Genomic DNA, 22,272 nt, shown 5'->3' on the forward strand with positions numbered 1-22,272 from the left:
GTCCAAGGATATCGCCGCGATCTGCTCGCGGCTGAACAGCTTCAGCGGCAGCGCGTGACGTGCGCAGAATTCGAGCAAACCGGCTTCGTGGGCTTTGACGTCGACCGAGGCAATCGCGCTGATTTCATCGAATGCATGCGAACCGAGTGTGGCACGCACAGCCGCTTCGATCTGCGCAGCCGAGCTGTGCAAGCGGCAACCGATGCCGATGGTTAGCGTTTTCATTGGGCGTCCGCTGGGTTCGCGGCGTTGGAGGTGTCCGACGCGTTTGCCGTCCCGGCCGAGTTCGTTACCTTTGCCGCTCCCACCGCTCCCACCGCTCCCACCGCGTCTACTGCGTCCAGCGCACCTGCATTCGCATTCACAGCATCCCGCGCCAAAGCCAGCGACACGACGCCGCCGATCACCACGATCGCCGGCGAGCCGAGCCCGGCACACGAGACCGCATCCGCGAACTCGCCGAGTCGGGCGAGCGTATGCCGTTGCTCCGGACGCGTGGCCGATTCGATCGCCGCGCACGGCGTATCGGCGTTCATGCCGGCCGCGAGCAACGCGCCGGCGATATCGTTCAGCCGCCGCATGCCCATATAAATCACCAGCGTCATCCGCGTGGCGACGAGCGCGGCCCAGTCCGGCTCGCTGCTGCCGGCGCCGTGTCCGGTGACGAACACCACGCCTTGCGCGTGATCGCGATGGGTCACAGGAATGCCGATCGCCGCGGGCGCCGCAATCCCGGCGGTGATGCCGTTGATCACATCCACCTCGATACCCGCCGCATGCAGCGCCTGCTGTTCTTCGCCGCCACGGCCGAACACGAACGGATCGCCGCCTTTCAAACGCGCGACGCTGCGCCCGGCCTGCAGGTGTTCTAGCATCTGTGCGACGATGCCGGCCTGCGGCGTGGACGGATGCCCGCCGCGTTTGCCGACGTACACGACCTGGGCATCGGCGCGGGCGAACTGCAGCACATCGGGGTTCACCAGATCGTCGACCAGCACCACATCGGCTTGCGCGAGGGCGCGAGTCGCCTTGAGCGTCATCAGTTCGACATCGCCGGGGCCGGCGCCGATCAGCCAGGCGCGGGTCATCGCGGCGTGCATGGCGAGCGCCATGTCGTGACAAGCGGGAGCGGGTGAGGCGCGAAGATGCCGGAGGCGGCAGAAATTGAGGTCATGCGGTGCTACGGATTACGCGCGACGAAAAACGCCGCTCGCCGCGTTTCCCTCAGGAAAACGCCAACGGCCGCGCCACATCGTGCTTCAGCGCCTTCACATCCGTCCCTCGCGGATTCCGGCGGCCGGCAGCGTGATGTTCGCTGCCTCCGCGTCTGGCCGGTATCCGGGCTGGCGGCCTCATGCGTTTTGCCTTCCCGTCCGGATTCGTCAGACAGTGGCATCACAAACGCATGCGCGATGCGAAAGCACCGCAGGTCGCTTACCGTTGCGGGGACAGCACAGGTTGAGCGCAGCGAGCGCGGCCTGTTTCCCGTTTAACTGCACATGCGAACGCATATGCGGGCACCAAACGCGCGCATACGATAGCACACGGCAGGCCGCGCCGGCACTGCGCAAAGGCCCTGCCGCGGCCCGCGTTTCCTTGACGGCACGGGGCTCTCGGCCTAAACTCGCACGCACTTTGGTGCTCGTGTGCGCGCTCGTGCGCATGCAGTTAAACGGGAAACAGGGTGCCCACCTGCAATGGACCGGGTCAACCTGTGCTGCCCCCGCAACGGTAAGCGAAAAGCGGTGCGTTCTCCAGCGCCGCGGAGCCGGCTTCGATGTCCACGCGCAAGGCCGCGTCGGCATATAACCACTGGGCGAGAAACCACTCGTCCGGGAAGGGGAAGCGGCGCTTTCGCCAGCCCGGATACCGGCCAGACGACGAAGAACGACCACCGCGGGGATGCGGCGGCGCGTTCATGACTTCACTCCCGTTTTCTGTTTCTTTGTTGCCTTGGCAACGCCGTTGTTCGTCCCCGTGTTTGCTTATTGTCGTGGCTTGCGGCATGTGCCCCGTGTGCCCGGCCTGAACAGACATGCGCCGGCGTGCACGTGCAACTCCTACGGATGGACCTCACGATGCAAACTCAAATGCGCAAGATTCCCGTCACCATCGTCACGGGCTTTCTCGGCAGCGGCAAGACCACGCTGCTGCGGCACATTCTTCAGCATGCGGGCGGCAAGCGCATCGCGGTGATCGTCAACGAGTTCGGCGAACTCGGCATCGACGGGGAAATCCTCAAGGGTTGCGGCATCGGTTGCGATGAAAACGGCGTCGAGACCGAAGGGCAACTGTATGAACTCGCGAATGGTTGTCTGTGCTGCACCGTGCAGGAGGAGTTTTTCCCGGTGATGGAAAAGCTGGTGGAGCGGCGCGAGCAGATCGATCACGTGCTGATCGAAACCTCCGGTCTCGCGTTGCCGAAGCCGTTGGTGCAGGCGTTCAACTGGCCGCAGATCAAGAATAGCTTTACTGTCGACGCAGTCGTCACCGTGGTTGACGGCCCGGCCGCAGCGAGCGGCCAGTTCGCCGAGAATCCGCTCGCCGTGGATGCACAACGCAAGGCCGATCCGAATCTCGATCACGAATCGCCGCTGCACGAATTGTTCGAAGATCAATTGTCGGCAGCCGATCTGGTGATTCTGAACAAAACGGATTTGCTCGACGAATCGCATCAAGCGTCTGTCGAAGCCACCATCCGCGCAGAAATTCCGCCGCAAGTGAAGATCGTGCGCGCGCAGATGGGCCGGCTCGATCTGCATACGTTGCTGGGTCTCGAAGCGGCGTCGGAAGAAACGATTCACCTGCGCCATGATCATCATGGTTCTGCCGAAGACGCCGATCACCATCATGACGAGTTCGATTCGGTGGTGGTGCACGCGAATGTGTCGTCGCGTGAGGCCGTGATCGCCGCGTTGCGGGGGCTCGTCGAAACGAACACGATCTACCGCGTCAAAGGTTTCGCGGCTTTGCCGGACGCGGCGATGCGTCTGGTGATCCAGGGCGTGGGCCGTCGTTTCGATAGTTACTTCGACCGGCGCTGGCAAGCGGGCGAAACGGGCCAAGGCCTGCAAAGCCGTTTCGTGCTGATCGGCGAAGACCTCGATCAGGCCGCGCTGCAACAGGCATTCGACGCCGCATTGGGCGCCGAGGCGAGCGCTCAGCCGCAACAGGCGTAACCGTCATGCATCTGCTGCGCACCACGCCGGGGGGCTTTGTCGACGATACGCAAGGCGTGATCCGTATCGACCAGCAGCCCGCCGATATCGTGGTGCTCAGCTCCGCTGATACCACGCTGTCGCTGCTCGCGAGCGTGTTTCCGCGTCTGGGCGAGGGTTTTCCGAGCGTGCGGCTCGCGAACGTCACGTATTTGCGGCAGCCGGCTTCGGTCGATTTCTATGTCGAAGACGTGTTGCAGCATGCGCGTGTCGTTGTGGTCGATCACCTCGGCGGTGAGGCGTATTGGCCGTACGGGATCGAGCAGGTGGTCGCGCTCGCTGAGCGCAAGCAGCAGACGCTCGCGATGTTCTCCGGCGATCTGCAGGAAGACCCGAACCTGCTCGCGCGCAGCACCGCCGACGCCGATCTGTGCCATCAGCTCTGGCGTTATCTGCGTGAAGGCGGCCCGCAGAATGCGGAGGCGTTCCTGCGCTGCATCGCGTACCGCTCGCTTGGCTGGGGGCGCGAGCCGGCGCCGCCGCGCGCACTGCCTGCCGCGACGCTCTACCATCCCGAACACGACACGCCGACCGTAGCCGACTGGCAGGCGCGCTGGCGTAAGGGCGCACCGGTCGCCGCGATTCTGTTCTACAAGGCGCATCTGCAAGCGGCCAACACGGCCGTGTTCGACGCGCTGATCGATGCGCTCGAAGCACAAGGCCTGAATCCGCTGCCGATCGCGATTACCTCGCTGAAAGATGCGATGAGCCGCGACGTCGTTCAGCGGCTGTGCGCGCAACATGATGTCGCACTGGTGCTGAATACAACCGCATTCGCCGCGTCCGCCATCGACGACCCCGAGCCGCTTGCGCTCGCCGGTGACGCGCCGGTGATGCAGGTGATCCTGAGCGGCGGCAACCGCGAGGATTGGCTCAAAGACAATCAGGGCCTCAACTCGCGCGATATCGCCATGCATATCGCGCTGCCGGAGGTGGACGGACGCATCATCACGCGGGCGATCAGCTTCAAGGGGCTCGCCTATCGTTGTCCGCACACCGAGGTCGATGTGGTCCGCTATCAACCGGACCTCGAACGCGTCGGCTTTCTGGCCGAACTGAGCCGCCGCTGGTGCCGGTTGCGCACGCTCGATAACGCGGACAAGAAACTCGCGCTGATCCTCGCCAACTATCCAATGAGCGAAGGGCGCATCGGCAATGGCGTGGGACTCGATACGCCGGCCTCGGTGGTCGGCATTCTGTCCATGTTGCGCGATGAGGGATACCGCGTCGCCGAGTTGCCCGCCGACGGCGATGCGCTGTTGAAGAAGCTGACCGAAGGCGTGACCAACGATCCGGTCGTGCGCGACTTGCGCCCCGCGCTGCAAAGCCTTGCGCTCGACGACTATCTTTTGTACTTCAACGCCTTACCCGCCGAAGCCCGCCACGCGCTGAACGCGCGCTGGGGTGCACCCGACCAGGATCTGACGTTGCGGCGCGGCCGTTTCATGATCGCGGGCTGGCGCTGCGGGCAGGTGTTCGTCGGGATTCAGCCGTCGCGTTCTCGTGAACAGGGCGATTACGCGAGCTATCACGACGCTGAGCTCGTGCCGCCGCACGCGTATCTGGCGTTCTATTTCTGGCTGCGTCATCAGTTCGGCATCGACGCAGTCGCGCATGTCGGCAAGCACGGCAATCTCGAATGGCTGCCGGGCAAGAGCGTCGCATTGAGCGATGTCTGCTGGCCCGATCTGATTCTCGGGCCGATGCCGCATCTGTATCCGTTCATCGTCAACGATCCGGGCGAGGGCAGTCAGGCGAAACGCCGCGCGCAGGCCGTCATCATCGATCACCTGATGCCGCCGCTCACGCGCGCCGAAACTTACGGGCCGTTGCAGGACCTCGAACGCCAGGTCGACGAATACTATGAAGCGCTGATGGTCGATCCACGCCGCTCGAAGCTGTTGAGGCGCACGATTCTCGCGACCATCGTCGAGCATAAGCTGCATGAAGAGTTGAGTCTCGCGGCGCCGACCGGTCAAGACGATGAGGACGTGCTGTTGACGCGCGTCGACGCCTGGCTGTGCGAGTTGAAGGAGGCGCAGATTCGCGATGGTCTGCATACGTTCGGGCAATCGCCCGCTGGAGTGCAGCGGCGCGATACGTTGCTGGCTTTGGGGCGCTTTCCGGTCGGCGATGGCCAGGGCGGTAAGGCCGGGTTGATCGATGCATTGGCGCGTGATCTGCAGATGGATCATCTGTTCGATCCGTTGTCGGTGGATTGGTCGGCGGCGTGGGACGGTCCTCGCCCCGACGTTATGCAACGTGTGAGCGACGCGCCGTGGCGGCACAGCGGCGATACGCGTGAGCGCCTGGAGTTGTTGGCGGCTGAGATGTTGCGTGGCGTGTGTGGCGATGAGACGTCCGCTGCGATGCCGGCGGCTGGGACGTTGCCCCAAGTCGAACGCGTGATCGAACGCCTGCGCAACGACGTATTGCCGCGGCTCGACGCTTGCGGTCCGCAGGAAATGCTGCATCTGAAGCGCGGCCTTGAAGGGCGCTTCGTCCCGCCAGGGCCGAGCGGTTCGCCTTCGCGTGGACGGCCCGATGTGCTGCCTACCGGCCGCAACTTCTATTCGGTCGATACGCGCGCAGTGCCGACGCAGGCGGCATGGTCGCTCGGTTTGAAATCCGCGCAGCAGTTGATCGAACGGCATCTGCAGGAGAAGGGCGACTATCCGCGCGCGATCGGGCTTTCGGTATGGGGCACCGCAACGATGCGCACTGGCGGCGACGATATCGCTCAGGCACTCGCTTTACTCGGTGTGCGGCCGAAGTGGGCGCCGGGCAGTCATCGCGTGACCGACTTCGAGATCATGCCGATCGAAGCGTTTGACCGGCCACGTATCGACGTCACGTTGCGCGTGTCGGGCTTTTTCCGCGATGCCTTCGCGAACGTGATGCATCTGTTCGACGCCGCCGTGCAGACCGTGGCCGAACTCGACGAGCCCGAGGACCTGAACCCGATCCGCGCGCGTGTGCTGCGCGAACGCGATGCGCTGATTGCGCGCGGCATGGACGCTACCGAGGCGCGCAAGCGCGCCGGCTGGCGCGTGTTCAGTGCGCGGCCCGGCGCTTATGGTGCAGGTCTGCAGGACATGATTGACTCGCAGCAATGGCAAACCGATGCCGATCTCGCGAACGCCTATCAGGCGTGGGGCGGTTACGCCTACACGCAGAAAGGTACCGGGGAAGAAGCGCGCCACGCGTTCGGCACACGTCTTGCGGCGATGGACGTGGTGCTGCAGAACCAGGACAACCGCGAGCATGACCTGCTCGATTCGAACGATTACTACCAGTTCCAGGGCGGTATGGTCGCGGCGGTGCGGCATCTGGCAGGCAATCAGCCGCAGATCTATCACGCGGACCATAGCAATCCGGCCGCGCCGCGCGTTCGCACGCTGCATGAAGAGATTGCGCGTGTGATCCGTTCGCGGGTGGTCAATCCGAAATGGCTCGACGGCGTGAAGCGCCACGGTTACAAGGGCGCCGCTGAAATCGCGGCGACGGTCGACTACCTCTACGGCTACGACGCGACCGCGCGGGTGGTCGCCGATCATCAATATGCGCTCGTCACCGATGCCTATCTGAACGACGCCGATACTCGCGAGTTCTTGCAGCGGCACAATCCGCATGCCATGCATTCGATCTGCGAGCGTCTGCTCGAAGCGATGCAGCGCGGTCTGTGGCAAGCGCCCGGTGACTATCGCGCGCAAGTCGAACAACATCTGCTTGCGAGCGAGCAGCAGATCGAAGGAATCCAAACATGAATGCAGCGACCCAACGGCCCGCTTTTCCATTTGCTGCGCTGATCGGCCAGAAGCCATTGCAGCAGGCGCTCCTGCTGGCGGCGATCGATCCAGGTCTCGGCGGCGTGCTGGTGAGCGGGCCGCGCGGCACGGCGAAATCGACCGCGGCGCGCGCGCTCGCTGAGTTGTTGCCGGAAGGGCAACTGGTGAATTTGCCGCTCGGCGCGAGCGAAGATCGCTTGATCGGCACGCTCGATATCGAAACCGTGCTGCGCGACGGCTCGGTGCGTTTTTCGCCTGGCTTGCTCGCGAAAGCCCATCGCGGCGTGCTGTATGTCGACGAAGTGAATCTGTTGCCCGATGCGCTCGTCGATGCGTTACTCGATGCGGCTGCCAGTGGCGTGAATACCATCGAACGCGATGGTGTTTCGCATAGTCACGATGCGAGCTTCGTGCTGATTGGCACGATGAATCCGGAAGAAGGCGAGTTGCGCCCGCAACTGATCGATCGCTTTGGTTTGATGGTCGGGTTGCAGAATTGTTTTGAGCCGCAGGTGCGTCAGCAGATCGTCAAAGCACGTCTGGCGTTCGATCTCGATCCGCCGGGTTTTCGTGCGGGATATACGCAACAACAGGAAACGTATGTTCGACGGATTCGCGCGGCGCGTGAAGCGCTGCCGCAACTCGGCTTCGACGACGCCGTGCATGCGCATGTCAGCGCGCTGTGCATCGACGCGGCGGTCGATGGGTTGCGTGCCGATCTCGTGATGTTGCGCGCAGCGCGGGCATTGGCTGCGCTGGAGCAGGCGTCCGCGGTGACGACGGAACATGTCGAGCGGGTCGCTGAGGCGGTGCTGATGCATCGGCGCCACGATCGCGAGACGCGTGCAGGTGGCGACGCACGTGAGAGCGAAGCGCCGCTGCAGGTCGCCGACGGTGCGGATGCAGCACCTTCACTCGCTTCTACGGGGACAGCGCCGGGCGCCGCTGCCGGCGATAGCGATTGGGGTTATTTGCCACCGCAGCCCGCGGGCGTCGCACGGGTCAAAGGCGTTATTCCGCTCAACGCAAAAAAACGCTGAGCCATCGGAAGGGTGCCGCCGCTGACTCGCGCAGCGGTTTTCGATGGCGGCAAGGTGCTGGCGCAGGTTCGCGTGGCCGTTTGCAAGGTGCGCCGGGAAAGCGCATTGCATGGCTGCCGACGCTCACCGCGCGGCGTCAGGACACACTGCGCGCCGAGCATCTGCGCTTCGTGCGCGAGGCGCCGCGAGGCGGCGTACTGCATTGCTTCGTGCTCGATTGTTCAGGTTCCATGCTTGGCGGGCAGCGCCTTGCACTGGCTAAGGGTTTGCTGATTGCGCTGTTCGATCGTGCAGGCGCCGCGCGTGCCGAGGCTGCGCTGGTGTGTTTTGGCGGTGCCGGCGCGGATCTGCGCTTCGGTCCAGCCGTGCCGCGCTGGTGGAGCGAACGGTGGCTAAGACCGGTGGGGGGAGGCGGCGGGACGCCACTAGCGTCCGGCGTGCGTCAGGCTGCGCAGGTGCTGGAGCGCAGCGCCCGCCGCAAGCCCGCGCAGCAGCGCTGGTTGTGGATCCTGACCGATGGCCGCAGCGGTGATCAGCCGGCGCGGCCGCTCAACGCCGACGAGGTGGTATTCGTCGATTTCGAGCGGGAGGCGATACGGCTGGGCCGGTGCCAGACGCTTGCCGACGCATGGGGCGCGGCGCTTCTCACGCCGGAAGAACTGATCGCCTGAGTCTGAGCGACACGAGCAACGTGCGGCACGTTTTCGTGCGCTTATTTCAAGCCGTTGGACCAATACTGCACATCGTCCTGGCGGTCGAATACGAAGACTTTCATCGCCATCTGTTGCGCGACGTCGAGTTGATCGAGTTCGAGGCCATGGGTCGATGGCTCGCCCGGCGCATTGCCTTTCTGCACATTACGGATGACCGCTGTAGTTTCGATCTCGGTTTGCTGCTCTGCCGATTTGAGGCAGAAGGCGACGCGCAGTCGTTCGCCGACTGTACCCAGCGTCCACGAGGCGGTCAGCGACATGCCGTCTGCGCTAATGCTTTTAGCGAGGCCCAGACCTTCATAGGAATCGCCGGTTTCTCCGATGCCGAACCGTACTGCGAGGTGCGCGTGGACGCGGATCGACTTGCGTTCGCGCAGGCGGCGGATCACGCCGGGTTTTGAAAGCACCACGTAGTCGAATGGAGCGCGGCACACTGCCTCGACCGTGCAGACGAAGCGAAACACGGCGTGGCTGGCTATGGCGACGATCTCGACGTTTTCACTGAGGCCTAGCGGGAGGATGCGGCCTTCGTGTAGCGGCGGCGTGACGAAGAGTGCGTGGTTGGGGGCGAAGCCGATGATGCGGCATGGGTGCATTGGGGCGCCGCTGCCTAGCTGCGAGCGCACGCCTATTAGTGCACCTATTGTCAGGTGCATGTCCTTTAGGGTGGGTTTATCGGTGGGGTGGTCGGATTGGGGTTCCTGCTGCGTGGCTGTGTCCAGCAAGTCGCCGCGGTGCGGGTGGAAGTTGTCGAACAGGAATTTGCGCTCGTCTGTGGTCGCCAGGATGGTGCCGCCGGCGAAGAGGAGGGTGCCGTCGGAGTCTGCGATTGGCCAGTCGAGAGGGATGCCGATTGGGACTGCCTCTAGAGTCAGGTGTGGTGTTGGGGTTTCTGCCTGGGTCTCTGTTTGGGCTTCTGCTCGGGCCTCTGTTGCGTTTTCCATGGTCGGTGTCGCTAAATATGTGGCTGGATTACTTGTTTACGGCCGCGTGCGCGGTGAGCTTTAGGGGTTTGGGGGTTTTGTTGCTCTTTTATGTTGTTTGCATGATGAGGTGGTTCTTCTTGATTTGTTAGTGGTCTATTAGTGTTGCCCCTGTGCGGGGCGGCACTTACTTTCTTTGCCGCCGCAAAGAAAGATAAGCAAAGAAAGCGGCTCACCCCGCTAATTCTTAAGCGGGTCCCCCGCGCAGTCGCGGTAGTGGTGCATCTGGAATCTGTGCCCTCGCACATTCGGCTTCAGTGACAAAGGAGTCATCAGCTCCCACTCCGCACTACGTGCGTCGCGGATGGGTCTGCCTGGGAAACCGAGGGCTTCTTTTGAAGCGGGGAGCTATGCTTCGGCGCAGCGCCCAATTATCTGGCCGTGAGAGGCACGGATACGCGGTGATACGAGCCTGGGCTTCAAACGAAGTGCGGTGCCTCGTAGCGCGTTCGCGACGGGACGGTGGCCTACTGTGCCGAGTAGTTGACGGCGGGCGCGAAAACGACCGGATGGTTTGGTGAAGTACACGTCGGCGCGCGCAGCGCCGCCGGAAGTATGACTGCTTTGTCACCAGGGCCGAATGTGCGAGGGCACGGATTCCAGATGCACCACTACCGTGGCTGTGCGGGGGACCCGCTTAAGAATTAGCGGTTTTGAGCCGCTTTCTTTGCTTATCTTTCTTTGCGGCGGCAAAGAAAGTAAGTGCCGCCCCGCACAGGGGCAACGCTAATAGACCAATAAGAAATCAAGGAAAGGCCAACGCCGCAGGCAAGCAGGCAAGCAGACAAACAACGAGCGCCGCGCAGGCAAAAACCCCAAACGCCGCGCCGTCAGGCGCCCCCCGCCCAAACGGGCAAAAACCAGAGATAGCCCTCAATAACCCTTCTTTTCGACCCATCGCGCCGCAGGCAAATAAACAACAATCACCCTCACCAGCACTAAAGGCAAGCAAAGCAAACCTCATGGCAACCACGACCGCAAACCAGCAAGCCGCGCCCGCCTCGCCGGGCCCCTTGAAGCGCATCATCCTGATCGTCGTCATCGCGCTCATCGCCGCAGGCGCCGCCGGCGCGGGTGTGTGGTTCTACATGTCCCAGCGTAGCCCGGCCCCCGCCTCAGCGGCCACGGCCAGTGCGCCGGCGCCACTGGCCGTGCCGCTGTTCTTCCCGCTCGAATCGATGACGGTCAACCTGCAATCGGACGACGGTCAGCAACACTTCCTGCGTATCGGCCTGACCCTCAAGCTCAACGACCCGAAAACCCAGCAGGAACTCTCCGACCATATGCCGGAAGTGCGCAGCCGCATCCTCCTCGCCCTGTCGAACAAACATCCGGAAGACCTCGCGCCGCTCGAAGGCAAACGCGCGCTGGCCACCGAACTCCAGACATTGATCGAACAGCCGACCGATAAAGGCGCGCCGCCGATCCACGTCCAGGACGTGCTGTTCACCGAATTCGTCGTGCAGTGACGTTCTCAGTGACGTCATTCACCGCCGCCATCATTAACCGCCGGACGCACGAGGAATAAGGAATGGGCCACGAAGAGTTCATGTCCCAGGAGGAGGTCGATGCCCTCCTCAAGGGCGTCACCGGCGAGTCCGACTCGGTCGCCGAGCAGACCGATCGTGCGGGCGTACGCCCGTACAACATCGCGACGCAGGAACGCATCGTCCGCGGCCGGATGCCCGGCCTCGAAATCATCAACGACCGCTTCGCGCGCCTGTTGCGCGTCGGTATCTTCAACTTCATGCGGCGTTCGGCGGAAATCTCCGTCGGTCCAGTGAAGGTGGTGAAGTACAGCGAGTTCACCCGCAACCTGCCGATCCCGACCAACCTGAACCTGGTCCATGTGAAGCCGTTGCGCGGCACATCGCTGTTCGTGTTCGACCCGAATCTGGTGTTCTTCGTGGTCGACAACCTGTTCGGCGGCGACGGGCGTTTCCATACCCGCGTCGAAGGCCGCGATTTCACGGCAACCGAGCAGCGCATCATCATGAAGCTGCTCAATCTCACGTTCGAGCACTACGCGGCGTCGTGGAAAAGCGTGCGCCCGCTGCAGTTCGAATTCGTACGCTCGGAAATGCACACGCAGTTCGCCAACGTGGCGACGCCGAACGAAATCGTCATCGTCACGCAGTTCTCGATCGAGTTCGGCACGACGGGCGGCACGCTGCACATCTGCATGCCGTATTCGATGATCGAGCCGATCCGAGACATTCTCTCGTCGCCGATCCAGGGCGAGGCGCTCGAAGTCGACCGCCGCTGGGTCCGCGTGCTGTCGCAACAGGTGCAGGCAGCAGAAGTGGAACTGACCGCCGACCTTGCACAGGTGCCGGTCACGTTCGAACAGATCCTGAACATGCGCCGTGGCGATGTTCTGCCGATCAACATCCCCGAACACATCACGGCGAAAGTCGATGGCGTGCCGGTGATGGAGTGCGGCTACGGAATTTTCAATGGTCAGTACGCGTTGCGGGTCCAGAAAATGATCAGCGCAGCCGACACGATGAAGGAAGGTGGATATGAGTGACCTGAACGCAAAGACTGAGGCCGAACTGGCCGCTGGCGCGCCGCAACTGGCCGCCGACGCAGCCAGCGCCGAAGACGACGCGGCGATGGCCGACTGGGCCAGCGCGCTGGCCGAGCAGAACGACAACACGGAAGTCAGCGCAACCACGGCAGGCGTGTTCCAGCCGCTCTCGAAGGTCGAGTCGACCTCGACGCGTAATGACATCGACATGATCCTGGACATTCCCGTCCAGATGACCGTCGAACTCGGCCGCACCAAGATCGCGATCCGCAACCTGCTGCAACTCGCGCAAGGTTCGGTCGTGGAACTGGACGGCATGGCCGGTGAACCGATGGACGTGCTGGTCAACGGCTGCCTGATCGCCCAGGGCGAAGTGGTGGTCGTCAACGACAAGTTCGGTATCCGTCTGACCGACATCATCACGCCGTCCGAACGCATCCGGAAGTTGAATCGATGAACCGTGTTGCCGGTCGCGCCGCGTTGCGTATGCCGCAGGGTTCGCCTCAGTCACATGCGTCACATGCGTCACATGCGTCACATGCGTCACATGCGTCGCGCCATGATCTCCATCGCACTGGCCTCGCGACGACCGCGGCAACGACAGCGACAGCGACTACGTCGGCGCTGATGGCCGCACTGGCCTCCGTGGCGACATTCGCACCATCGGCCGCGCACGCAGCCGACATGAACGCGGTCAACAACGCCGCGAAAATCGCGTCGGGTGTCGGTGCCGGCACGGCCGTTCCGGCGCTTGGCGTCGGCGCGGTGTTGCAAACCATTGTCGGCCTGCTGGTCGTGATCGGTCTGGTGTTCGCCTGTGCATGGCTCGCGCGCCGCTTCGGCTTGCAACCCGCCCATCGCGGCGGCCTCGTAAAGACGATTGGCGGTGCCTCGCTCGGCGGCAAGGAGCGGGTCGCGGTGGTCGAGATCGGCGATACGTGGCTCGTGCTCGGCACGGCGCCGGGCAATGTGCGTCTGCTGCACACGATGCCCGCCGGTTCGGCCGCAGTCGATCCGGCCGCAGGCACGCAACCCGCCACACCAGGCGCATCCGGTACCGGCGCAGCATTGCCCGGCACCTTCGGCCAACGCTTTCGCGACGCTTTAAAAGGCGAAGTGGGCAAACGTTTCAATGGGCAAGGCAGCGGGGATCGGTAATGCAGTTCAGTCTTCAATCAGCGCAATCAGTGCGTCACGCGCACGCCACTCGCATGTCTTCTGCCGCCTCGAAAGTCATTCCCGTGCTGCGCCGTGTCGCGCCAGTGGTATTACCGGCTCTGATGCTCGCACTGCCGACGCTGTCGTTCGCGCAAACCGCCGGCTTGCCGGCCTTCAATACGAGCCCGGGCCCGAACGGTGGCACGACCTACTCGCTGAGCGTGCAGACGATGCTGCTGCTCACGATGCTGTCGTTCCTGCCTGCGATGGTGCTGATGATGACGAGCTTCACGCGCATCATCATCGTGTTGTCGTTGCTGCGCCAGGCGCTCGGCACGACCACCACGCCGCCTAACCAGGTGCTGGTCGGTCTCGCGCTGTTCCTCACGCTATTCGTGATGTCGCCAGTGCTGGACAAGGCCTATAACGACGGCTACAAGCCGTTCTCCGAAGGCTCGATGCCGATGGAGACAGCCGTCAACCGCGGCCTCGCGCCGTTCAAGACCTTCATGCTGCGCCAGACCCGCGAAAGCGATCTCGCATTGTTCGCCCGCATCTCGCACGCCGCGCCGATGCAAGGCCCGGAAGATGTGCCGCTGTCGCTGCTGGTGCCGTCGTTCGTGACGAGCGAACTGAAAACGGGCTTCCAGATCGGCTTCACGATTTTCATCCCGTTCCTGATCATCGACATGGTGGTGGCGAGCGTGCTGATGTCGATGGGGATGATGATGGTGTCGCCCGCCACCATCTCGCTACCGTTCAAGCTGATGCTGTTCGTGCTGGTCGACGGTTGGCAATTGCTGCTCGGCTCGCTCGCGCAGAGCTTTGTTTAACCGCGTCGCTTAGCGGCCTCATCTAGCTGCGCCACTCAACCCCTCACGCTTCCGGTCGACTCGCCATGAATCAAGAATCCGTCATGACGCTCGCGCACCAGGCCATGTACGTCGGCCTGCTGCTTGCCGCGCCCTTGCTGCTGGTCGCGCTGGTGGTCGGTCTGGTAGTGAGCCTGTTCCAGGCCGCTACGCAGATCAACGAAACCACGCTGTCATTCATTCCGAAGTTGCTCGCCATCGCCATCACGATGGTGATCGCCGGTCCGTGGATGTTGACCACCATGCTCGACTATCTGCGCCAGACGCTCACCAACATCCCGTCGCTCGTCAACTGAGCGCGGCGCCGGCTTCCGCCCTTCTCCACCGTCATGTTTTCCGTCACCTACGCACAACTGAACGCCTGGCTCACGGCGTTCCTGTGGCCGTTCGTGCGAATTCTCGCGCTGGTGGCGACTGCGCCGGTGCTTGGCAACCGCGCGCTGCCGATGCGGGTGAAGATCGGCCTCGCGGCCTTCATCACGATCATCGTCGCGCCCACGCTCGGTGCGCTGCCGCAAGTCACGGTGTTCTCCGCCGAAGGCGTGTGGATCATCGCCAACCAGTTCCTGATCGGCATCGCGCTCGGCATGACGATGCAGATCGTGTTTCAGGCGATCGGCGCCACAGGTGATTTCGTCGGTCTGGGCATGGGCCTGGGTTTCGCGACGTTCTTCGACGCGCAGGCGAGCAGTTCGAGCCAGGTGCTGTCGAGCTATATGACCACGATCGCGATGCTGGTGTTTCTGGTGATCGACGGCCATTTGCAGATGATCAGCGCGCTGCTGACCACGTTCCAGTCGGTGCCGGTCTCGGCGAACATCCTCGGCGCGCCCGGCTGGCGCACCCTGGCGAATTTCGGCAGCACGGTGTTTTCGGCGGGGCTGCTGCTGTCGCTGCCGGTGGTCGTCGCGCTCCTGATCGCCAACATCTCGCTCGGCATCCTGAACCGCGCCGCGCCGCAAATCGGCGTGTTCCAGATCGGCTTTCCGCTGACGATGCTGATCGGCATGCTGCTCCTGCAGCTGATGATCCCGAACATGATTCCATTCTTCATGCGCCTGTTCGATGTTGGCATCGATCAGATGGGACGCGTGGCGGCCGGCTTCAAGTAGCGCAGCCTGCCCCGGGGCGGCGACTGGCTTCGCGTTGGCCACCCATCGGCCACCTAAAACAAAGAAGGGCGGAACCGGCTCACACCGGCTTCCGCCCTTCTGCATTTCAGACTACGTAGCCGCTCAGTTCAGGTACTGGAACAGCGAAACGCTCTGAATCTTCACGAACGCCTGCTGCGCCGCTTGCAGCGCGTTTTGCGTCATCGTGTACTGGCCGATCGTCTTGGCCATGTCGGTCTGCGTCAGATCTGCCAGGTTGCTCGCCGTCTGCAACGTGTTGGTCTGCGTGACGGTCTGCAACGCTTGCACTTGCTGCTCACGGCCACCCACCGCCGCCTGCGCGGTCACGACGTTGTTCATCGTGTTTTCGAGCTGGGTCATGCTGGTGGTCAGCGCGCTCTGGAAAGTGGCCGTCGAGGCGCCGCCAGACAGCGGCGATTGCAACGTGGTGATCAACTGGCTCAGATTTGCGAACACATCCATGCTGCCTTGCGTGGCCGGCGTCACGGAAAAGCTGTCGCCCGCGTTCGGCGCGCCAGTGATGTTCACCGTCTGGCCGCCAAGCGTGATCGCCGAGCCGGCCGTGAACGCTTGCGGCGCGCTCGTGGTCGGCGCCCCGCTCGGCGGGGTCTGGGTCACCGTGTAGGTGGTCGCCGACGTGAAGTTGATCTGGTACGTATCCGCATTGGCCGGATTGGTCGGATTCGTCAGGCTGACGGTGCTGATCACGCCCGTGCCGGTATTGGCGGCCGTCGCGGCCGGCACCGAGCTGGTGCCGATTGCTGCAACGCTGCCGAAGATCGCGATACCGTTGTCGCCGGTCTGAATCGTGTGCGACGACGTGACCTGCATGGAAGGCGTACCGGTATCGCCCGAATAGCTCACAACGCCGGCTGCGTTGGTGGTGTACGGGGTCGCGGTGGTTTGATAACCGCCGAACAAGGCGTTGCCCTGCGGATCGGTCGCATTGGCGAGCGTCATCAACTGGCTGCGCAAGCTCTGCAGTTGCGTTGCGATCGAGCCGCGGTCGCCGTTGTTCAGCGAACCGTCGCCGGCGCTCAGCACCAGCGTATGAATGCTCTGCAGCACTGTATTGACGCTGCCGAGCGTTGAATCTTCCTGTTGCAGCGAAGAGAGCGCTGCGCCCTGGTTGGTCGTGTACTGCGACAGGCTCGTCGCCGTCGAGCTCAACAGCACTGCCTGCGCCGCGCCGAGCGGATTGTCCGACGGCGTGGAGAGGCTGACGCCGGTCGAGATCTGTTGATACAACTGCGACAACTGAGCTTGCTGATCGCTCATCGTCGCCACGTTCATGTTGAAGTACTGCATGCTGGAGATACGCATGTTCAACGCCTCACTGGAAGATGCCGAGTAGCGTCTGGAACAGGGTCTGCGCGGTCTGGATAACCTTGCTGTTCGCCTGATAGAGCTGCTGATACTGAAGCAGGTTGGCTGCTTCTTCGTTGATGTTCACGCCCGAGACCGACTGCTGCGCGGTGGTGATCTGCGTCACCAGCGAGGTCTGCGCCGTGCTCGAGGTCTGAATCTGGTTGGTCTGGTTACCGATCTGGTTGACGTAGTTCGCATACGCGCCCGTCAGCGTGACCGTGCCGCCCGACAATACCTTCGCCGCGGACAGGTTCGACAGCGCCAGCGCATTGCGGCCGTCGTTGCTCGCGCCGGTGTTCGGGCCGATGGTGAACGTGTCGCCCGCGGCCGGTGCGCCGCTGATCGTCACCGAAACGTTGTTCATCTGGCCCAAGGTCGGGTTGGTGATCGTCAGCGACGCACCCGTGGCCGACGAATACGGCACCACGGTCGCCGCACTGGCGATCGGGTAAGGGGTAGGGGGCGTGCCAGCTACCGTCACCGTCGAACCGGCCGGGAAGCCGGACAGACCCGCGCCGTTGTACGACAGCGTGGTGGTCGCATTCGGCATCGTGTAGCCGGCCGTTACGGTGCCTTGTGTGATCGTACCGGTGCCGGTATTGCTCGGCGTTGCAGCGCCGAGCACCGGTGCCGCGGCGGCAATCGCCGACGGGTCCGTGGTCGCCGTGTTGAAGCTGTTCAGCGCGCCGCGGGTCGGTTCGACCGTGAACGAGTCGCCGGCTTTCATCGTGCCGGTGGTCGAGAAATTTAGACCGTTGATCGGCTGGGTCAGATTGGCCGCCGAACCCACCACGTTGCCGGTCGAATTGTCGGTCAGCGTGTAGGTGCTGCCGTTGTAGGACAGCGTGTAATCGCCGGTAGTCGGCTGCGCGGGATTCGCGAACGAGACGTTCAGCGACGCGTTACCGGTGTTCTGCGTGTTCGCGTAGACGGTCGGGCCACCCACTGAGAACAGCGCGCCGCCTTGGGCGCCGGCGAGCGTGATGCCGAGGCCGTTCTGCGCGTTGACCTGGGCGGAAAAGCTCACCGCAATCGCGCCGAGTTGCGCTTCCGACGGATCGAGTGTCTGGCTGCGGAACGCCAGCAGGCCGCCCAGCGTGCCACCCGTGACCTTGCTGTCGGGCAGGTTTTGCGGCGCGGCGGCCGGGTTCGCACCGGCTTGGCCGAGATACTGCACCGACAGTTCGCTGGTGTCGCCTGTGGAAGGCGCCGTACCCAGGTTGTAGCTATTGGTGGACGACACGAGCGGCTGGCCGTTGGCCATGAACACGCTGTAGCTGCCGTTGCTGTTCACGACGTTCACGCCGATCAGTTGCGACAGGTTCGACACGGCTTGATCGCGTTGATCCATCAGCTGGTTCGGCGGCTGACCTTGCGTGCTGGCCTGGGAGATCTGCCCGTTCAACTGGGCGATCTGTTGGGTGTAGCTGTTGATTTGCGCAACGGTGTTGCTGAGCTGCGTGTTGACGCTCTGGCGCATCGCGTCGTATTGCTGACCCGCGGCATTGATCTGGTTCACGAGCGTCTGCGCGCCGCTTATCGCGCCCTGACGGGTGGACAGGCTGGAGGCGTTGTTCGAGACGTTCTGCAAACCGGTGAAGTAGCTGGTGATCGCGCTTGCAATGCCGGCTGTCGGGCTGCCGACCAGATTGTTCAGTTGCGAGATCATCGTGTTGTACGCCGTCAGCGAGCTGCCCGAGCTCTGGGCGTTGTTCAGCTCAGTGGTCAGGTACTGGCTGTACTGGCGCGTCACGGTGACGGTCGAGACACCCTGCGGCAGAAAACCCGAGCCGGTGTACTGGCCGCCGGCTTCCGCATAAACGGGGGTTTCGATCGTATAGCCGGGCGTCGACGCGTTGCTGATGTTCTGGCCGGTCGTCGTGAGTCCCCACTGCGCAGCGTTCAGTCCGCTGAGGCCGATACTGATGAGATCTGACATGCGTCATCCTGAAGGGCGACACCGACCACTTGCCGCCACGTTACTTGAACATCTTGTTTAACGGCCCTCACGAGGAAAAATTGAGGGCCATTCCGATGCTTGTTCGACGTTTGTTTCAACGTTTGCGAGGCGCGTGCCGCAAGGCTTCTGCACCGCTCAGCGCACCAGCGAACGGCGCTTCATTTCGAGTTGCGTAATCAGGCGTTGAAGCGTGTTTTCGGCGCTGCCCGGCAGCGTCAGAAAACGGAAGCCAAGTTGGTAGCGCTGCGTGCCGTTCGGCAACGCGGTGGAGCGGTGCGACACCAGTTGCAGATCAAGCGAAAGCCGGCCGAGCGTGCCGAGCGACAGTTCGCAATCCTGCAGCCGCGTGCCCATCGGCAATTCGGCCACGCGTTCATCCGTGGTGCGCATGCCGACGCCGCCAAGCGACAGATCGTGTACTTCGAAGCGAAACGTGTCGCCTTCGGGCAAACGGCCGCTGCACATATACGGATCGAGAATCGGCGCATCGACGCGGAAATACTCGCGGCGCTGCACATAGAACAGCACTTCAGGGAAGTCGGACTCGAATGCGGGCAGTCCTTCGTAGCGGGTCTCGCGCGGCGTGCCGGTGACGAACTCGACGCGCACACCGTCAGGCGACGCGTGGAACTGGCAGCGCGGCGCGCCCAATAAGCCTTTGTTCTGCTCGGCGAGCGCGCCCCAATCGAAAGTGAAGGTGCGCCCGCGCACGTCGACATCGAGCAGGCGCGTCACGAGCTGACCGCCCGCGTATTCAACGGTGAGGAAATCGCCTCGATTGACGAGGTTGCGTAACTGAACGCCGATCTCCAGCGGATTGCGACGGCCGAAATCGGGTGCGCTTTCGTCTAGGGTGGCGTGCGGCTGGCCGGGTGCGTCGGTCTGGCCGTGCGACTGGGTAGTATCCATAGGCTTGCCGGTATGCTTGTTCTTGCGGGCGCGTGCCAAGGCTCCTGCCGGGGCTTTCGCGCGGTCTTCATCGAAGCCGCAGCACGCGCATTCAACCGGACATTACAACGCTTTCCGGTATCGGGTCTAACTGATTAGCGGCAGCGCCCAGCCAAAATTTAGGGGGCGGTTATGAAATATTTGCCGCAAACGTTAAAACCGATATACCGCGGATGAAATCCGGCGGCTTCGAATACTGGCGGCGATCAGCTGGTCACGCGGTTCGACCGGCCGCCCGTAGGCGGCCGGCCTCATCCGTCTTGTTATGCACCTGGCCCCGTCGCGTGCATGGCTTTATTCGAGAAAATCACCCTGCATGAACTGATCAACCGCACGGTCGACTACGACCGCGTACCTGTATTAACGGCAGCTCAGCCCATTTTCTGCATGATGGACATCAGTTTTTTCGCGTAATGCGGATCGGTCGCGTAACCCGCGCGCTGCATGCCGTTGGCAAAGCCATTCACGTCATGCGCGGAATTGATCACCTGCGCATAACGCGGGTTGCCCTTGAGCAGGCTCGCGTAGTCGGTCATCGCTTCCTGGTACGAGTCGTACGCACGGAATTTTTCGACGGTGCGCTGCGGTTTGCCGTTCACATATTCAGTCGTGACCGTCGAGACGGTCTTGCCGGTCCAGTCCTTGGTCGCCTTGATGCCGAACACGTTGTGGCTGGTCGAACCGTCCGACTTCTTGATCTCGCTCTTGCCCCAGCCCGATTCGAGCGCGGCCTGGCCGATGATGAAGCGCGCCGGAATACCGGTTGCCGCGCTGGCGGCTTGCGCCGGCTCGGCCAACTTGTCGACGAAGGCATCGACCTTCGGCGAACTGCCGTCGCCTTTGATCGGCGGAGTCAGCGCGCTGTTGGCCGAGTAGCCCTTGCCCATCGCCAGTTGGCCGTTGGCCTGCGCATTGCCGTAGGCTCTCGCAAGCGCATTCAGCGCCGCGCTCTGGCCTTCGTCGCCGCCGCTGCCGCCACCCAGCGCACCGGCGAGGCCGCCGCTTGCACCATTCGCGCCGCCCACCTGCATGCCCTGATTGCGCATCATCTGCTTGAGCATCGCGTCAGCCACGCCAATGCCCTTCTGCGACAGCTGTTGCGACAACTGCTGATCCATCATCGACGTGAAGGTGGCGCTGTCGTGCGAATCGAACGGACCATCCTGTGGCGTCGCATCGCGCATGCTCTTCAGCATCATCTGCGTGAACACCGCGTCGAACTGCTGAGCGGCCATCTTCATGCCGGCTTGCGGCGAAGCCTTGGCTTGCGCACTCAATTTTCCGAAGCCTTGGACGTCGAGCGCGAAGCGCTGGGTCAGGTCGTTCGCCGCATTGGCGGAATTGGTCGTATCCGAATTCATCCTGTGTCTTCCTTAGATGATTTCCAGCTCGGCGCGCAGAGCGCCCGCCGCTTTCATGGCCTGCAGGATCGACATCAGATCCGCGGGCGTCGCACCGAGTGCGTTGAGCGCCTTCACCACTTCGGCAAGATTGGCGCCGGCGGTCACCATCTTCAGTGCGCCGTTGTCCTGCTTCATCTGAATCTGCGACTGTTTCTCCACCACCGTCTGGCCGTTCGAGAACGCACCCGGTTGGCTCACCACTGGCTGCGTATTGATCACCACCGACAGATTGCCGTGCGCCACCGCGCAGCTTTGCAGCGTGACCATCTGGTTCATCACGATCGAGCCGGTGCGCGCATTCAGGATCACCTTCGCGGCAGCTTGCGCCGGCTTGACGTCCAGGTTCTGCAATTGCGCCATGAAGGCGACCTGCTGCTCCGGATCGGTCGGCGCGCGCAGTTGAATCGTGCGGCCGTCGAGCGCCGTGGCCGTACCGCTGCCGAACGCGTTGTTCACCGCTGCCACCACGCGCTGCGTGGTGTCGTAGTCCATCTCGTTCAGGTCGAGCTGCATCGTGCCCGCTTGCGACACCGAGGTCGGCACCGCGCGTTCGACGATCGCGCCGCCGGCGACGCGGCCCGCATTGAGTGTGTTCACCTGCACCTTGCTGCCGTTCGCGCTCGCGCCAGCGCCGCCGACTGCCACGTTGCCCTGGCCAAGCGCATACACCTGGCCGTCCGCGCCCTTCAGCGGCGTGAGCAGCAGCGTGCCGCCGCGCAGGCTCTTCGAATTGCCGAGCGACGATACCGTCACGTCGATCGCTTCGCCGGGACGCGCGAACGGCGGCAGCACGGCCGTCACCATCACCGCGGCGACGTTCTTCAACTGGATATTCGACAACGACGACTGCGAGTTGCTCGAGCCCGCCGCCTGGTTGTTGATCGAGATGCCGAGGTTCGCCAGCATGTTGGCGAGCGTCTGCGTGGTGAATGGCGTTTGCGTGGTCTGGTCGCCCGTACCGTCGAGACCGACGACGAGGCCGTAGCCGATCAGCGGGTTGTCGCGCACGCCCTGGATCTGCACAAGATCCTTCAGACGCTCGGCGTGAGCGGGGGTGACGGCCGGCAGTGCCGCGCAAGCCAGCGCGACGATGGCGAGGACGCGGCCGAGGTGGACGAGTCGCGTGAAGCGGCCGGGACGGGAGAAGACGGTACGCAT

19 protein-coding genes and 2 riboswitches are annotated in these 22,272 nt (G+C 63.2%); of the genes, 11 read left to right on the forward strand and 8 right to left on the reverse strand.

What is annotated here, in order from left to right:
- Together GNZ12_RS40700 and cobA are read right to left on the reverse strand one after the other, a co-directional pair.
- The coding region (locus tag GNZ12_RS40700) for a cobalamin biosynthesis protein (protein WP_172318175.1) at positions 1-225 on the reverse strand (225 nt) is incomplete at its 3' end.
- Complete coding sequence (gene cobA, locus GNZ12_RS40705; protein WP_235994065.1) at positions 222-1,088, reverse strand: uroporphyrinogen-III C-methyltransferase; 867 nt, start codon at positions 1,086-1,088, stop codon at positions 222-224. The genes GNZ12_RS40700 and cobA, both read right to left, overlap by 4 nt.
- Before the next feature lie 224 nt (positions 1,089-1,312).
- Positions 1,313-1,540: riboswitch (cobalamin riboswitch) on the reverse strand.
- A 79-nt stretch (positions 1,541-1,619) separates the two neighbouring features.
- A riboswitch (cobalamin riboswitch) is annotated at positions 1,620-1,892 on the forward strand.
- Between the two features lie 186 nt (positions 1,893-2,078).
- On the opposite strand from cobA, the gene cobW reads away from it, so the two are divergent.
- The 4 genes from cobW to GNZ12_RS40725 all read left to right on the forward strand — a co-directional run bounded on the left by cobW (position 2,079) and on the right by GNZ12_RS40725 (position 8,717).
- The gene (gene cobW / locus GNZ12_RS40710) at positions 2,079-3,179 is read left to right on the forward strand and encodes a cobalamin biosynthesis protein CobW (protein ID WP_328806160.1); all 1,101 of its coding nucleotides are present in this window, start codon (positions 2,079-2,081) and stop codon (positions 3,177-3,179) included.
- A 5-nt stretch (positions 3,180-3,184) separates the two neighbouring features.
- Positions 3,185-6,985, forward strand: a complete 3,801-nt coding sequence (gene cobN, locus GNZ12_RS40715; protein ID WP_172318177.1) for a cobaltochelatase subunit CobN — start codon at positions 3,185-3,187, stop codon at positions 6,983-6,985.
- Positions 6,982-8,046 (forward strand): ATP-binding protein, encoded by a 1,065-nt coding sequence (locus GNZ12_RS40720; RefSeq protein ID WP_172318179.1) that lies wholly within the window; start codon positions 6,982-6,984, stop codon positions 8,044-8,046. Before cobN ends, GNZ12_RS40720 begins: the two co-directional genes overlap by 4 nt.
- Positions 8,047-8,126: 80 nt before the next feature.
- Positions 8,127-8,717 (forward strand): vWA domain-containing protein, encoded by a 591-nt coding sequence (locus GNZ12_RS40725; protein ID WP_172318181.1) that lies wholly within the window; start codon positions 8,127-8,129, stop codon positions 8,715-8,717.
- A 41-nt stretch (positions 8,718-8,758) separates the two neighbouring features.
- Here the strand turns inward: GNZ12_RS40725 and GNZ12_RS40730 are convergent, their stop codons facing one another.
- Positions 8,759-9,703, reverse strand: coding sequence for a flagellar brake protein (locus GNZ12_RS40730; RefSeq protein WP_172318183.1), 945 nt, complete (start codon positions 9,701-9,703; stop codon positions 8,759-8,761).
- 1,001 nt (positions 9,704-10,704) lie between these two features.
- Here GNZ12_RS40730 and fliL point away from each other — a divergent pair.
- From fliL to fliR, 7 genes are all read left to right on the forward strand, one after another.
- Positions 10,705-11,211: a flagellar basal body-associated protein FliL gene (fliL, locus tag GNZ12_RS40735; protein ID WP_172310515.1), complete on the forward strand. Its 507-nt coding sequence runs from the start codon at positions 10,705-10,707 to the stop codon at positions 11,209-11,211.
- Positions 11,212-11,273: 62 nt separating this feature from the next.
- A complete protein-coding gene (gene fliM / locus GNZ12_RS40740) occupies positions 11,274-12,272 on the forward strand; it encodes a flagellar motor switch protein FliM (protein WP_172310516.1) in 999 nt (332 codons plus the stop codon).
- Positions 12,265-12,729, forward strand: coding sequence for a flagellar motor switch protein FliN (gene fliN, locus GNZ12_RS40745; RefSeq protein WP_172310517.1), 465 nt, complete (start codon positions 12,265-12,267; stop codon positions 12,727-12,729). The genes fliM and fliN overlap by 8 nt, the downstream gene beginning before the upstream one ends.
- 170 nt (positions 12,730-12,899) lie before the next feature.
- Entirely contained in the window at positions 12,900-13,430 is a 531-nt protein-coding gene (gene fliO / locus GNZ12_RS40750) for a flagellar biosynthetic protein FliO (protein ID WP_172310539.1), read from the forward strand.
- Positions 13,430-14,263 (forward strand): flagellar type III secretion system pore protein FliP, encoded by an 834-nt coding sequence (gene fliP, locus GNZ12_RS40755; protein WP_172310518.1) that lies wholly within the window; start codon positions 13,430-13,432, stop codon positions 14,261-14,263. The genes fliO and fliP overlap by 1 nt, the downstream gene beginning before the upstream one ends.
- Positions 14,264-14,328: 65 nt before the next feature.
- On the forward strand, positions 14,329-14,598 hold the full coding sequence (gene fliQ, locus GNZ12_RS40760) for a flagellar biosynthesis protein FliQ (protein ID WP_028198519.1): 270 nt from the start codon (positions 14,329-14,331) through the stop codon (positions 14,596-14,598).
- A 33-nt stretch (positions 14,599-14,631) separates the two neighbouring features.
- Positions 14,632-15,414 carry a flagellar biosynthetic protein FliR gene (gene fliR, locus GNZ12_RS40765; protein WP_172310519.1) on the forward strand — a complete coding sequence of 261 codons (783 nt, stop codon included), beginning with the start codon at positions 14,632-14,634 and terminating at the stop codon, positions 15,412-15,414.
- A 123-nt stretch (positions 15,415-15,537) separates the two neighbouring features.
- Here fliR and flgL read toward each other — a convergent pair whose 3' ends face one another.
- From flgL to GNZ12_RS40790, 5 genes are all read right to left on the reverse strand, one after another.
- The gene (gene flgL, locus GNZ12_RS40770; RefSeq protein ID WP_172310520.1) at positions 15,538-16,758 is read right to left on the reverse strand and encodes a flagellar hook-associated protein FlgL; all 1,221 of its coding nucleotides are present in this window, start codon (positions 16,756-16,758) and stop codon (positions 15,538-15,540) included.
- A 10-nt stretch (positions 16,759-16,768) separates the two neighbouring features.
- The gene (gene flgK, locus GNZ12_RS40775) at positions 16,769-18,742 is read right to left on the reverse strand and encodes a flagellar hook-associated protein FlgK (RefSeq protein WP_172310521.1); all 1,974 of its coding nucleotides are present in this window, start codon (positions 18,740-18,742) and stop codon (positions 16,769-16,771) included.
- Between the two features lie 156 nt (positions 18,743-18,898).
- Complete coding sequence (locus tag GNZ12_RS40780; RefSeq protein WP_172310522.1) at positions 18,899-19,672, reverse strand: flagellar brake protein; 774 nt, start codon at positions 19,670-19,672, stop codon at positions 18,899-18,901.
- 410 nt (positions 19,673-20,082) lie between these two features.
- Complete coding sequence (gene flgJ / locus GNZ12_RS40785) at positions 20,083-21,072, reverse strand: flagellar assembly peptidoglycan hydrolase FlgJ (RefSeq protein WP_172310523.1); 990 nt, start codon at positions 21,070-21,072, stop codon at positions 20,083-20,085.
- Positions 21,073-21,084: 12 nt separating this feature from the next.
- On the reverse strand, positions 21,085-22,272 hold the full coding sequence (locus tag GNZ12_RS40790) for a flagellar basal body P-ring protein FlgI (protein ID WP_235993699.1): 1,188 nt from the start codon (positions 22,270-22,272) through the stop codon (positions 21,085-21,087).

The sequence above is a fragment of the Paraburkholderia solitsugae genome (genome assembly GCF_013177695.1).
In the GTDB taxonomy this organism is placed as follows: Bacteria; Pseudomonadota; Gammaproteobacteria; order Burkholderiales; family Burkholderiaceae; genus Paraburkholderia; species Paraburkholderia solitsugae.

What these genes read in the sequence shown, in the direction of transcription:
- GNZ12_RS40790 (WP_235993699.1), bottom strand. Translation starts at nt 22,272, where the DNA reads ATGCGTACCGTCTTCTCCCGTCCCGGCCGCTTCACGCGACTCGTCCAC.
- fliO (WP_172310539.1), top strand. Translation starts at nt 12,900, where the DNA reads ATGGCCGCACTGGCCTCCGTGGCGACATTCGCACCATCGGCCGCGCAC.
- GNZ12_RS40720 (WP_172318179.1), top strand. Translation starts at nt 6,982, where the DNA reads ATGAATGCAGCGACCCAACGGCCCGCTTTTCCATTTGCTGCGCTGATC.
- fliN (WP_172310517.1), top strand. Translation starts at nt 12,265, where the DNA reads ATGAGTGACCTGAACGCAAAGACTGAGGCCGAACTGGCCGCTGGCGCG.
- flgJ (WP_172310523.1), bottom strand. Translation starts at nt 21,072, where the DNA reads ATGAATTCGGATACGACCAATTCCGCCAATGCGGCGAACGACCTGACC.
- fliL (WP_172310515.1), top strand. Translation starts at nt 10,705, where the DNA reads ATGGCAACCACGACCGCAAACCAGCAAGCCGCGCCCGCCTCGCCGGGC.
- fliP (WP_172310518.1), top strand. Translation starts at nt 13,430, where the DNA reads ATGCAGTTCAGTCTTCAATCAGCGCAATCAGTGCGTCACGCGCACGCC.
- GNZ12_RS40730 (WP_172318183.1), bottom strand. Translation starts at nt 9,703, where the DNA reads ATGGAAAACGCAACAGAGGCCCGAGCAGAAGCCCAAACAGAGACCCAG.
- flgL (WP_172310520.1), bottom strand. Translation starts at nt 16,758, where the DNA reads ATGCGTATCTCCAGCATGCAGTACTTCAACATGAACGTGGCGACGATG.
- GNZ12_RS40780 (WP_172310522.1), bottom strand. Translation starts at nt 19,672, where the DNA reads ATGGATACTACCCAGTCGCACGGCCAGACCGACGCACCCGGCCAGCCG.
- cobW (WP_328806160.1), top strand. Translation starts at nt 2,079, where the DNA reads ATGCAAACTCAAATGCGCAAGATTCCCGTCACCATCGTCACGGGCTTT.
- cobN (WP_172318177.1), top strand. Translation starts at nt 3,185, where the DNA reads ATGCATCTGCTGCGCACCACGCCGGGGGGCTTTGTCGACGATACGCAA.
- cobA (WP_235994065.1), bottom strand. Translation starts at nt 1,088, where the DNA reads ATGACCCGCGCCTGGCTGATCGGCGCCGGCCCCGGCGATGTCGAACTG.
- fliQ (WP_028198519.1), top strand. Translation starts at nt 14,329, where the DNA reads ATGAATCAAGAATCCGTCATGACGCTCGCGCACCAGGCCATGTACGTC.
- flgK (WP_172310521.1), bottom strand. Translation starts at nt 18,742, where the DNA reads ATGTCAGATCTCATCAGTATCGGCCTCAGCGGACTGAACGCTGCGCAG.
- fliM (WP_172310516.1), top strand. Translation starts at nt 11,274, where the DNA reads ATGGGCCACGAAGAGTTCATGTCCCAGGAGGAGGTCGATGCCCTCCTC.
- fliR (WP_172310519.1), top strand. Translation starts at nt 14,632, where the DNA reads ATGTTTTCCGTCACCTACGCACAACTGAACGCCTGGCTCACGGCGTTC.